This is a genomic window from Nocardioidaceae bacterium SCSIO 66511 (assembly GCA_023100825.1).
In the GTDB taxonomy this organism is placed as follows: Bacteria; Actinomycetota; Actinomycetes; order Propionibacteriales; family Nocardioidaceae; genus Solicola.
This window is the reverse complement of the sequence record CP095846.1, coordinates 521252-534453: the sequence shown is the minus strand read 5'-3', so window position 1 is coordinate 534453 and position 13202 is coordinate 521252. Positions and strand designations below refer to the sequence as shown.

At 66.2% G+C, this 13202-nt stretch carries 6 protein-coding genes; 2 read left to right on the top strand and 4 right to left on the bottom strand.

The genetic code is table 11. The annotated features are described in order from the left end of the window. Positions 1-87: 87 nt before the first annotated feature. From MU582_02480 to MU582_02470, 3 genes are all read right to left on the bottom strand, one after another. Positions 88-588 (bottom strand): hypothetical protein, encoded by a 501-nt coding sequence (locus MU582_02480; GenBank protein UPK75523.1) that lies wholly within the window; start codon positions 586-588, stop codon positions 88-90. A 73-nt stretch (positions 589-661) separates the two neighbouring features. Beyond that, positions 662-2311 (bottom strand): hypothetical protein, encoded by a 1650-nt coding sequence (locus MU582_02475; protein ID UPK75522.1) that lies wholly within the window; start codon positions 2309-2311, stop codon positions 662-664. 65 nt (positions 2312-2376) lie between these two features. Then, positions 2377-3804, bottom strand: a complete 1428-nt coding sequence (locus MU582_02470) for a hypothetical protein (protein ID UPK75521.1) — start codon at positions 3802-3804, stop codon at positions 2377-2379. Positions 3805-3915: 111 nt separating this feature from the next. Here MU582_02470 and MU582_02465 point away from each other — a divergent pair, with 111 nt between their 5' ends. Further along, a complete protein-coding gene (locus tag MU582_02465) occupies positions 3916-5319 on the top strand; it encodes a serine/threonine protein kinase (GenBank protein UPK75520.1) in 1404 nt (467 codons plus the stop codon). A 610-nt stretch (positions 5320-5929) separates the two neighbouring features. Here the strand turns inward: MU582_02465 and MU582_02460 are convergent. After that, complete coding sequence (locus MU582_02460) at positions 5930-8110, bottom strand: MMPL family transporter (protein ID UPK75519.1); 2181 nt, start codon at positions 8108-8110, stop codon at positions 5930-5932. A 361-nt stretch (positions 8111-8471) separates the two neighbouring features. On the opposite strand from MU582_02460, the gene MU582_02455 reads away from it, so the two are divergent. Beyond that, positions 8472-13163 carry a family 78 glycoside hydrolase catalytic domain gene (locus MU582_02455; GenBank protein UPK75518.1) on the top strand — a complete coding sequence of 1564 codons (4692 nt, stop codon included), beginning with the start codon at positions 8472-8474 and terminating at the stop codon, positions 13161-13163. Positions 13164-13202 lie beyond the last annotated feature (39 nt).

The following is a 13202-nucleotide window of genomic DNA, read 5'->3' as shown; positions in this document are numbered from 1 at the left end:
TTTACGGGGAGAAATGGATCGACGGACACGGTAACGCGTCCTGTCAAGCCACGCTCAACCAGGCAGCGTCGAGGTTTGTTCCGGCTCCTAGTGCCAGCCGCCGTTGATGACGACGAGCCCCTTGCCGGAATTCGGATAGTAGCGCGCGAACACCCCGAGCTTCAGATCACCGAACTTCGCCTCGACCCGGTCGGAGGAGACACGGTCGGTTCCTTGCGCGCTGTCGATCTGTCGCGCGAAGTCGTTCGCGACGTCAGGCCCGCCGCCGACCTGTTCGGCCAGAGAGCGTAGCTGGGTGACCAACGGGTCGGTCTCCAGCAGAGTGGTGTGCACTTCCCAGCTGTCCGGACGGTCGTCGGAGCTCAGGATGGCGCTGAACGACACGTACCTTGTGTCGGGCAGTCGTACCGACTCGTCCTCGGGCAGCGTCAGCTCGACGGTACGGGCTTTCTCAGGCTCGTACGTCGCCGTTTCGCTCCCGTCGGCGATGCCGACCTGCTCGGCCGTCGGGCGCTCGCGAAGGTCCCAGACCTCGACCCCGTCTCGTACGGACGCGGCAGGCGGGAGCTTCGGCTCATCGTCTTTCACTTCGGCTCCTTCGCATCCGACTATGGCGACGGAAAGCAACATCAGCAGGCAGATAAGTCGTAGCCGCATCTGCCTACCATCCCACGTCGATGTCGATATCCCAGTTGTACTTGAAGTCATCAACGATGTCGTCGATCCGCCAGTAGATACGATCCTCCTCGATCCGGTCGTGAACCGACGAGCCGATGATCTCTTCGGCCCGATCCGGGTCTCCGTCGACGACGGCGAGGTACTTGTCGAGCGTGTCTTCCTCGATGAGATTCCAGCGGGTGTCGAAGTCCGCGATGTTGCCCGCCGGCAGCGGCGTCTCGACGGTCACGTCGATCTTTCCCGGGCCCCACGGATCGGCCCCGCCGGTGAACGTCAGCGGGTCGACCTCGCCGAGCGTCTGAGCATCGGGAATCGACGGGTCTCCGACAACACCCATCAGGTACGTGACGACCGGCCCGGTCGGATCGTGGTCGTACATCTGCTGGTACGCATCGTCGATGATGTCGTGCTGCTCTCTGTAGAGCAGCCCTTTGTTGCCCTGGTTGATCAGGTCGTTGTCACCAGTGGTGATGCCGTCGTCGATCTGCTGCCACGACTCGACGGTCTGATCGGGGTCACCGTTGTCGAACAATCCCGCATCGCGCATCTCCTCGATCGCATCGACGCCGCCTTCGAGGTAGGCCTCGTGCATGGCTGCCTGATCGATGAAGATGTCCTTCTGCATCTGCAGGAAGGTGGTCTCGTAGAAGTTGAGATCTTCCTGCGTCAGATCGCTCAGCTTGCCGATGTCGCTGATCGGGTGCGGGAGACTGTCGCGTACCTCGTCGGGCAGGTCGTCGAGTGGCCCCGCGGCCTTGTCGGCGATGTTGCGGAACAGGTTCAGGTCGAAGAAGCCGGCAGCAAACGAAGGCCCGATCATGTTGGCCATACCGGCCCATTTGAGGTTCGGGTTGTCGAGGTAGAGCTGACCGTAGTACGTGTAGACCTTCTCGATGATGTCGCGCAGCCCCTCCGCGCCCTTGGAGGGATCCCAGTCAGACATGTCGATTCCGGCCTTCTCGGCCGCCTTCGTCACGTAATACTGCTGAAGGAGGTCCTTGTAGTCCTTCGGATCGAGCCCCGACGCCCGCGCATCATCGAGCAGTGCCTTCAGCTCGGCCGAGGTCATACCTGCCTTCGGCACGAAGTACGTCTTGAGCCCACGATCGACCATCGACTTCAGCCGGGGATTGTCCAGAGCGGCCGGCCCGAGGTCGAGCAGTCCGATCGCATCCGTCGCGGCGTCGTCGAAGGTGCCCTCGGCAGTGGACTGTCGCCGGCGCAGATCGCTCTTCTTCTCATCGATCGCCGCCTGAAACGCCTCCGCTTGCGCCTTCGTAGCGCCGCCGGGTAGGTACGCGCGGTCAGAGTACGACTTCCACTCGGAGTTCAGCTCGTTGATCGTGCCGTTGTAGGCCACTCGTGCACCGTCGTACAACCCGAGCGCACCGGCGGCCACCCGCGCCGTCTTCGACGTCAGGTCGAGGTCGTCGAACGGTAGCTTCAGCACATCCACCATGGGCTCTTCGATGACGCCGTCGACGTTCTGCCACGCCGGCTCATGGGCCGTACGAAGCGACGTGCCGACGCCGGTCACCATGCCGCCGGAGCGAAGCACGCTCAGCCCCGCGCCGGAGACGTCACCGGGCACAGTCGGAAACGGCGGACCCTCGCTCAGATCCGTAGGTGCCATCGCCGACCCCCTGCTCCCCCATTACTCATTGGTAGAGCCTACGTCAGCGCAGGGTCAGTGCCGAGTCACTCCTCGCAATCGCTTTCGACCTCGCCCGTGCAGGAGTCGCCGTCACCGCGGCTCCCGAACGCTCGGTCGTCGCCCGGCCCGCCGCGAATGACGTCATCACCCGAGTCCCCGTACATCACGTCGTCGCCGCCCTCGCCGAACAGGCTGTCGTCGCTCTCGGCTCCGTCGAACACGTCATCGCCGGGCCCGCCCCAGGCCATCACTGCTCCGTAGTCGTCGGGGTCGATGGCTGCGTACGCGACGAACTCGTCGTCGCCGGCGCCCATCCGCGCACGCACGGTGTTGCCGTGCCAGGCGACCACCCCGAGTCGCTCGTCACCTGGACCACCGACGAAACGTACGTCTGCCTCGCGGGCGGAAGCTCCGAAGCTCTCGACGCCGGTCAGGTCCGACGACTCCCCGTCGGCGCGGAGCACCCGATCGGGCACATTGATCGACAGCGGAGCCGAAGTGGCGTTCTGCAGCTCGGCGTGGTCTTCGCCGGGTCCCCCGTCGATGGGTTCGCGTGTGCCCGACTCGAGCGCGATCTGCAGCGAGTCGTCGCCACCACCGGCGAGGACCGTCATCAGCGAGGTCGTATCGATCTGGTCATCACCGCCGCCGGCATCGACTTGGCCGCCGCCTTCGTTGTCTCCGATGTGGTCCGCGTACTTCGAGCCGAGCAGCGTGTCGTCACCATCGCCGCCGTAGAGCCAGTAGCCGTCCGCATCGGCTCGCGAGACATCGAGGCGATCGTCACCGCCATCGCCGTACAGCGTGGGATACAACGTCTGGTCCTCGGCGCCGGGGAGGACCGTGATGCGATCTGGGCCGCTGCCGCCGGAGACGATGACATCGCCGTGCACGGTGATGTCGTCCGCCCATCGCGTTCCGACGACGTGCTGCATCTCGAAAATCTGGTCGCGTCCGATTCCGCGTCCGGTCACCACTCCGTCGGCGGTGATGGTGATGCCGGATTTCGCCTCCGGGAACTCGACGCGATCCGGCGTATGGCGTGCGGGCGACACCCGAACGGCCTCGTTGGAGGGTCGACCGCCACCGAAGATCCGGTCGTCGCCGGCACCGCCTGCGAGTACGTCGCCCTCCGCGGCGTACGCACCGTCATCGGAGTAGAGCCGGTACGGGCCGCCGTGCAGTGCGTCGTCGCCCTCGTCGCCGTACAACTCGTCTGCGCCCGAGTCACCGCAGATGACGTCATCGCCACCGCGTCCGTGCACCACATCGTCGCCGGCGTACGCGCGGATGACGTCGTCGCCGGACGTACCGTCCAGGGTGTCGTCGTCGTCCGTACCCGAGATGGTGACCGGCCTGCCCTTGCAGGTTTCGGGCTCCATCGCGGCATCGGCGGTCGTCACGACGGGCAACGTGGCCGCACACAGCATCGCCGCCGCCACGGCGACTACTCTGCGCGCGTACTCACTCACCCCGTTGACCTCCCGAACAGCCACTGTGTCACGAATCCGGCGCGGCCGGGCCCGTGGCCGTCTCGTTGGCCCTACCCGGCGAGCGCGGTCTGCTGAGGCAGAATGCACACCGTGTCAGCCCCGGAGACGATAGGTCGCCTACGCCGCGTGCGTCGCATCGGCGTCGGCGGCTTCGCGTCGGTGTGGCTCTATCACGACACCGAGCTCAAGTCTCATGTCGCAGTCAAGGCACTTGCCGACAACTGGGCCCAGCGCGCCGACATCCGCGAGCGCTTCTTGAACGAAGCCCAACTCCTACGGGCGACCGACTCCGCACACGTCGTTCAGGTGTACGACATCGGGGAGCTGGACGACCGTACGCCGTACTTCGTCATGAGCTTCGCCGACCAGGGCACGGTCACAGACGTGATCCGCGAAGGCATACCGCCGATCGCGACGACGGTCGACCTGATCACCCAGGCCGCGCAGGGCATCACCGACCTGCATGCGACGGGCGTGATCCATCGCGACATCAAACCGCCGAACCTGCTACTGCGGTCCGACCGGGCACGGGGAAGGCGCCTGCTCGTAGCGGACCTCGGCGTCGCCAAGGCGATGATGTACGCCTCCGGGATGACCCAGATCGTCGGCACGCCTGCGTACATGGCGCCGGAGCAGTCGGAGCCCGGCTCACCCGTGGACGGTCGTGCCGACGTGCATGCGCTCGGGGCCGTCGCGTACCACCTGCTCACCGGTGAGGTCATCCGTGAGGGCACGCTGTACGGGCGGCGCGACGCCGACCTGCCCCGGCCGCCGAGTGCCGTTGCCGACGCTCCCGAGAGCATCGACGACGTCGTCCTCCGTGCGGTTGCTCTCGACCCCGAGGACCGCTGGCCCGACCCGCTGGCCTTCGCAACCGCGCTCGAGGGCGCCGCGGGCGACGATGCTTCGGACACGCGGCAACCTGCCGCCACCGACACAACGATCCGGGTGTCACCGTCGACTCGTACGCCGGTGCTGAAGGGCAGCTCTCGCAAACGCATTCCCGCCGCCATTGTGATCGCGGTGGTCGTCGCGGCCTTGGCGTTCGGCGCGTACCTGCTCGATCCGTGGGGTGACTCCGGCTCCGACGCGGGCGGTGGCGGCAGCGCGCAGCCGGCAGCCGACTACTGCACAGTCCTGCAAACAGACTGGGACCGAATCGCCGCAGCGTCCACCGACGGCCTCGCCATCGACGACTACGAGGAGGTCACCGATGCGATCCACCGGATCCGCTCGGCGGCACCGGACGACGTCGAGCAACGGTGGGCTCCCCTCGACGACCCCTTGCAGGACTTTCGTACGGTCATCGAGGAACGCGACCTCAGCTGGGACGATCTCGCGAACGACGACGTCGACCCGGCCGACCGCGGCAGTATCAACGGAGCACGCAACCGGCTGTCGGAACGACTACAAGGCGTCGACCCCAATGCGATCGCAGCCGTCGACACCAGGGAGCGCTGCGGTTTCGTGCCTCGGCAGGTAGATCTCGGGTGAGGCCGGAGTCTGTTGGCTTTTCGTGCCTCCTTCCGTACGACAACCCGTCTGCCCGATCCTCGTCGCTGTCGGCCTTCTGCTTCGTTCGGTTGGGAAAGACGCGGCGACGCGCGGAGGCTCCACTTCGGATCGGTTGCTTGGCGACTTTCCACGCCACCTTGATATGGGATCGGGGTAATGTTCGGTTTCGACGTCACTCCCGTACCGGTAGCCACGGGCGTACCAACGGGCGAGGCAACCTGTCACTTTGCATGGTGTCCCTGCCGTGCAGAGTGGAGTTTCACCATGTTCACTTGGTAAAGCACCATCGAGCGACCCCGCAAACGCCAGCCGAATCGGGAAAGCCGGCAAGCAACCGAGCCACGTAGCAACGGCTCCCGCGTCGCCGCGTCTTTCACCGAGCCAGAAGGCGAGGGAAAGCCGACCGCGAAGCGGAATCGGGCACGCGGGTAGTCGCACCGAGGTAGCAGGGAATGCCGACAGCGACGAGAAGCGAAGCGGCGAGTGGTCGACCCGAAGAAGTACGAACGCAAACAGTTCGGCGGGTCCCGGCCGATGCCGTTGGCACCTGCCAGAACCCGCCGAACCATCCCCCCGGGGATCGGGGCGCTTACACCAGTTGCGGCACCCGCTCCTCCGTCACCGCCTCCGGCTCCCCGTGGCTGGCTTCGCGACGGTCGAAGCGACGCAGTAGCGGCTCGCAAGCCAGCAGCAGCGACGGCAGCAGCACCAGTCGTACGATCGTCGCGTCGATCAGAATCGCGGTGGCGAGTACGACACCCATGATCTTCATCTCGATCATCGAGAGCGTTGCGAAGACCGCGAAGACCGACACCATCACCAGCGCGGCGCTCGTCACGACCGACGCGGTGTCACGTACGCCTCGTTCCACTGCTGCCCGGTGCGACAAGCCGTTACGGAGTCCCTCTCGCACTCGGGTCAGGACGAACACGTGGTAGTCCATCGAGAGCCCGACCAGGACCACGAAGCAGAACAACGGGGTCCAGTCGATGATCGATCCGGTCGAGTTGAAGTCGAGCATCGACTCCGCCCAGGTGTTCTGGAAGACCAGCACCATGACCCCGAACGACGCACCGACCGACAGCAGGTTGAGCAGCGTGGTCATGAGCGCGAGCACGACGCTGCGGAACATCACCAGCATCATCACGAGCGTCAGCGCGAGCACGAACCCGACGACCAGCGGCAGGCGATCCGAGAGATGGTGCGAAGCGTCGTACACCCGTCCGACACCTCCGCCGACTGCCCACTCAGTGCCTTCGAGCTCGCCGCCGGGCTTGGAGTCAACCTTGTCGCGAAGCTTCAGCATCGCTGTCTCGTTGGCCTCTGAGCCCTCCGGATGCGTCGTCGGCAGGGTGAGTACGGCACCCGAGCCGTCGTGGGCGACCTTCAGCTGATCCGAGCCGGTGCGAGCGAAGTCGTCGCCGTCGAGCGCCTCACGCTCGATGGCGCGCAGTTCGCTCGTCGCGGCGTCAATCGTGCCTTTGTCGGTAGACACTGCGATCTGAACTGTGTCTGCGTCCTGCGGGAACTTCTCCTGGATCTGCGCCATCGACTGCACGGCGTCGAGGTCCTTGGGCAGCGTCTGGAGCGTTCCCTGCTCGAGCTTCATGCCGAGCACCGGAGTCGCGGCAACGGCCAGGATGAGGATCGAGCCGATCGCCGAGCGCTTCGGGTGGCGTACGACGGGGCCGAGGATGCGACTGGCGATGCCGCCCTTGCCGATCCGACGATTGAGCCGCCACAGGAACGGCACCCGTGGCCGGTCGACCCAATGCCCCATCTTGACGAGCAGCGCCGGCAGCACCGTGAGCGATCCGACGACCGCTACCCCGACGACCAGCATCGAACCGGCCGCCAACGAAGCGAACGTGACGTCGGCCGCGATGAACAGACCCGACATCGCAACCATGACTGCAAAACCGGAGACAACGACGGCGTGCCCGGAGGTGCGGGCCGCGATCTCGACCGCGTCGAGGGTGCTTCGACCCTTGGCGCGCTCTTCGCGCTCTCGCTTGAGGTAGAACAACGAGTAGTCGACTCCGACGGCCATACCGATCAGCAGCACGACGTTCGCAACGGTTCCGTCATCGGGTGCGAGGTACGACAGTGGCGCGTACAGGCCCAGAGTTGCGATGACCGAGGTGATCGCAAGCAGCACGGGGATTCCCGCGGCGATCAACGCCCCGAACGCGACCAGCATGATCACGAAGGTGATCGGCAAGCTGATCTTCTCGGCGGACCCGAGGTCTTCGCCGACCCGATCCATGATCGCCTGATCGACCGATGCCTCACCGGCCTGGCTGATCTCGAGATCCGGATGCGCCGCCGCGACGTCGTCGGTGACGTCGAGGACCCCGTCGACGTGGTCGCCGGCATCTTCGGCGTCGCCGGCCATCGTGACTGGCACGAGCAACGCGCTGCCGTCCTCCGCCGGGATGGCCTTGCCGACGCTCTCGACGCCGGAAACGTCGGCGATACCGGTACGAAGGTCTTTGACCGCTCCGCGTGCGGCTCCCTGATCGAGCTCATCGGCGTCGGAGGTGACGAGAATGCTTTCGGACGGCGGCTCCTCCAGCCCGGCGTCCTCGATGATTTCGGCGGCAGTGCCCGACTCACCAGTCCGGTGGTCGGCGTCCGTCGCCTGCTGCTGCGGGACCACCGTGCTGATGCCGACAGCCGCGACGACGAAGACGATCCACATCAGGATCGCTCGCCACGGATGCTTTGCACTCCAGCGGGCTGCCCGTACGGTCACGGCGGTGCGTGCCATCGCACTTCCCCTTCTCACTCTGGTGGGCGCTTGTTCGCCCAGGTATCAGCCTTCCGGCGATCGGCGGTCGGGTCAGTGGCTCTGCAACCCTTCTGTAGGTGGGGTTTTGCCTACCCCTCGTACGCGCCATGGCGCGGTGAAACGTTGCGGCGTCCCGTCGACTGTCGCGACGTACGAGCGCCCACCGGACAGGTGGCCGGATCCGGCCACCTCCCGTCAGAGCGAACGCCGAGAACTCGCTCCATCAACGCCGATGCACAGTCTGACGATCACGATGCACCCTTGCGATCGACGCGTGACCTGAGTCACTATGTGTTCTCACGTTGCTGAATCGTTTCAGGACCAACGCAGGGAGTGGCCCGTGAGCACGTACCGATGGAAACCAGTGATGCGGGTGGCGGCGCCCGTACTGAGCGCCGTGCTGGCGCTGACTCTCGGCGTCGGCCAGGCGCCGGCACAGACTCCGGCGACGACCGCCGCGCCTGCCGCTTCCGCCGCGCCGGCGACCGATCAGCCCAGCGTCGACGGTCTCACCACCAATGGCCTGGACGACCCACTCGGCATCCCGGTCGCAGATCCATCGTTCAGCTGGCAACTTTCCGAAGACCGGCGCAGCGTTACCCAGCAGGCCTACCAGGTCAGGGTTGCGTCCTCGACCGACTCCCTCGCCGACGCCGACGTCTGGGACAGCGGCAAGGTGACCTCCGGTCGATCGCTCGACGTTGCGTACGACGGTCCGGCGCTGAAGCCGCGCACAGACTACGTGTGGTCCGTGCGCGTGTGGGACGACCGCGATGTCGCATCGGACTGGAGTGAGCCGGCACGGTTCGCCACGTCGCTCGGCGACGATCCGTGGCAAGCCGAGTGGGTCGGCGCGAAGTCCGAGCAGCTCGGCGCCGAATGGACCGACTACTCGATCGACTTCACCGCATCGGACATCAAGGGCGCACTCGGTGTGTACGTACGCGGCCAGGACACGGAGAACGCGTACATGTGGCAGGTGAGCGAGTCCGATCACGCCCTGCGTCCGCATGTGAAGAAGAACGGCAACTACACCGTGCTGAAGGCAGCTCCGTTCCCCGACGGGTTCGACTTCGCTGCCGAGCACGACTACTCGATCAGCGTTGAGGGCAAGACCATCACGACCCGGGTCGACGGCGAGGTCTTCGACGAGCGGACCGATGGCACCTTCGCTGGCCCGGGCATCTTCGGCTTTCGTACGAACGGGGAGGAGTCCGGTCTCGTCCATGACGTACGGGTCACGTCGGCCGATGACGAAGTGCTTGTCGAGACCGACTTTCCCGCCGGCGACCGCACGTTCGCCGCGGGCACCGTCACCGACGACGGCCTGCGAGTCGACAGCTCCGGAGCCGAGGCGTGGCTGCGGCGCGATGCATCGGTCCCGTTGCTGCGCAAGGACTTCTCCCTTGATGACAAGGAGGTGGCACGTGCCCGGATCTACGCATCGGCACGGGGTGTCTACGAGCTCCGCTTGAACGGCGAGCGAGTCGGCGACAACGAGCTCGCACCGGGCTGGACCGCGTACGACAAGCGCATCGACTACCAGACCTACGACGTGACCGACCAGGTACGCACCGGCGACAACGTTCTCGGCGCCGAGGTGGCGAGCGGCTGGTACACCGGCAAAGTGGCGATGTTCGGTACCGACGTCTACGGCAAGGACAACTCGGTGATCGCCGAACTGGTGGTCGACTTCGACGACGGCACTCAGGCCGTTGTCGGCACGGACGGCAGCTGGCAGACGAGGCCCGGTCCGACCACGGAGTCCGACCCGCTCGACGGCGAGTCGTACGACGCCCGGGTCGCAGCCGACGTCGCCGGCTGGGACGAGCCCGGCTACGAGGGCGACGGGTGGAGCGATGTCACCGTACGCGACGAACCGAAGGAGGTGCTCGAGCCGCAGACCGACGACCCCGTACGAGTGACGCAGGAGCTCACCGACACCGAGCAGATCGACTCGCCGACCGATGGCGCGTACCTCTATGACCTCGGCCAGAACATGGTCGGCCATGTACGTCTCACGCTGCAGGGCGAACCCGGGCAGACGGTCCGGATCCGCCACGGAGAGGTGCTGAACCCGGACGGCACGCTGTACACCGCCAACCTGCGTACTGCGAAGGCGACGGACTACTACACGTTCTCCTCCGACGAACCGGAGACGTTCGAGCCGTCATTCACGTTCCACGGCTTCCGGTACGTCGAGATCACCGGCGTGGACGAAGCACCCGATGCGGCGGACGTGGTCGGAGTCGTCGTCGGCACCGACGGCGAGCTGACCAGCAGCCTCGAGACGAACTCCGATCTCGTCAACCAACTGCAGAGCAACATCGTCTGGGGCATGCGCGGCAACTTCCTGTCGATCCCGACGGATACCCCCGCACGCGACGAGCGGATGGGCTGGACCGGCGACATCAACGTGTTCGCGCGTACCGCCGCCTACAACATGGACTCTCGTACGTTCCTCACCAAGTGGCTGCAGGATCTGCGTGATACGCAACGCGATGACGGTGCACTGCCGGGTGTCGCGCCGATCGTGCCAAAGCGCTTCGACGGCGGCTACGGCCCGGCGGGCTGGATGGACGCGGGCGTACACGTTCCGTGGACCCTGTGGCAGGCGTACGGAGACACCGCGGTGATTCGCGAGAACTACGCGATGATGCGCAAGTACGTCGACTACCTCGAAGCAGACTCGACCGACCACATCAGAACGACCGGCGGCTACCTCGACTGGCTCAACCTGGACGACCCGACTCCGGCCGGAGTCGTCGACACGGCCTTCGTCGCGAAGAGCACGCGTGAGCTTGCCCAGATGGCGAAGGCGATCGGCAAGGACGCAGACGCCGCGGAGCTGCAGCAGCGCTACAAGGCGATCCGGTCTGCGTACCAGAACGCGTTCATCGGCGCGGACGGCACCGTGCAGGGCGAAAGCCAGACGTCGTACGTGCTGACGTTGACGAACGACCTGGCACCGAAGAACCGGCGCAAGGCCCTGATCGATCAGTTTGTCGAGACTCTCGAACGGCGCGACTTCCACCTGTCGACCGGGTTCCTCGGCGTCGACGGCCTGTTGCCGGCGCTGACCGAGGCCGGACGCACCGACATCGCGTACCGGTTGCTGCTGCGCGACGACTACCCCTCATGGGGCTATGAGATCGGTTGGGGTGCGACCACGGTGTGGGAGCGGTGGAACTCGATCAACCCCGACGGCAGCTTCAACGACGTGGGCATGAACTCGTTCAACCACTACGCGTACGGCGCGGTGGGCGAGTGGATGTATCGCACGATGGCCGGGGTCTCGGCCGCTGAGCCCGGATACAAGAAGGTGCTGATCGCACCCGAGCCCGGCGACGGCATCGATCATGCCGACTTCGAGCACGAGACGCGCTACGGCACCGTACGAAGTGCGTGGAGCACGGCGGACGGCCCGATGACGCTCGACACGACGATCCCGGCCAACACCGCGGCCGAGGTACGGCTGCCGGCCGCCAACCGATGGGCAGTGACCGAAGACGGCAGGCCGATCGCCGAGGTGGACGGCGTCGAGTTCGTACGCGTCGACGGCGACGACGTCGTGCTCGAGGTCGGGTCGGGTACGTACGCGTTCGCAGTCGACCCGGTGCTCGGTGACCTGGGTGCCGCAGCGAACAAGGCGGCATCGTTTGCGGACGCAGTCGACGCGCTGGACGTACGCGGGCCCCTCGGCAAGGTCGCCAAGAAGCGCCTGCAACTGCGTACGAAGGTCATGACGACAGAGATCGCGGCAGCGCAACGCCTCCGACTCGCCGACTCCGACGACCAGCTCACCGCTGCGGCAGTTCATCGTGCGCTCGCGAGCGTTGCCGATCTCGACCGCTGGACCGATACGTACGCGCGACTCGGCCAGATCGACGCCGACGCGGCGAAGGCGCTACGTGCGTCGTTGGCCGAGATCGAATCAGTCCTGTCGAAGGCATCGTCACGGCTGGTCGGCGCCGTCGCATCGCTCGAGGTTCCGGCCGAGGAGATCCTCCCCGGCGCCACGGTGCGAGTCGAGGTCGGTCTGCACAATGCCGGCAAACGCCCGCTGACCGGCGTCGAGTCGCAGCTCGAGGCACCCGACGGCTGGAGCGCCCGGCCGGTCGGTCAGCACAAGTCCACGGTCGGTGCCCGCGGAGACGTCGCGCATGCGTACGAGATGAGCGTCCCCGACGACGCGGAGGCGTCCGTCGCCGACCTCACCGGCTCCATCTCGTACCGACACACGGGCGGAACGGCGAAACTACCCGTCTCGGCCGGGATGATGATCGCGCCCGGCGTCGTGGTCGACTCGGTCACGACCAAACCAGACTCGGTTGCGCCGGGTGAGACGGCGACGGTGACTGCGGTGCTGGCGAACCGGACCAGCGAAACGCAGTCCGGTGAGGTCAATGTGGTCCTGCCCGACGGGTGGGACTCCCCCGAGGCGGTCTCCTACGAGGTTGCGCCCGGCGAGAAGACCTCCGTCGACGTGCAGGCGAGCGTTCCGCTCACCATCGCAGCGGGCTCGGCGCAGGTGGAGGCGGTCATCGGCGACGCACCGAGCGAGCGCACGGCAGGCACCATCGCCGTCTCGCTCGCCACACCACCGGAGGATGCGAACGACCATGTGGACCTCGGAGACGATGCTTCCGAGGCCGCGCATGCCCTCGAGGCCTCGGAGCATTCCGGCACGAGCCAGGAGGCCGGTCTGTCGCGGCGCTACACCCATTCGTCCTACCCGGGCGGCTGGTTCGAGTTCGACGTCGAGGTGCCGAGGGACAAGCCGTACGCGATCCGGGCCATCGAGACCTTCGACGGCGCGAAGCGCAAGACGTACGACGTCGAAGCAGACGGCAAGGTCGTGTACGCCCAAGACCTCGCCCGAACCGAGTCCGGAGAGGGGACCATCGCGTACCAGTTCGTGGTCGATGAGCCGGACGCGTCGTCGGACGGCACCGTCCGTATTCGGTTCCTCGACACGGAAGGCGACTACGACCCGTCGATCGCGGACGTCTGGGTCGTGCCGCTCGACTGACTGCGACGCCTGACGTGCGACGCCGCCCCGGTCCCAGCG

Bases quoted from the DNA above. Each gene is read 5' to 3' on its own strand.
- MU582_02460 (UPK75519.1), bottom strand. From the start codon at position 8,110: ATGGCACGCACCGCCGTGACCGTACGGGCAGCCCGCTGGAGTGCAAAG.
- MU582_02475 (UPK75522.1), bottom strand. From the start codon at position 2,311: ATGGCACCTACGGATCTGAGCGAGGGTCCGCCGTTTCCGACTGTGCCC.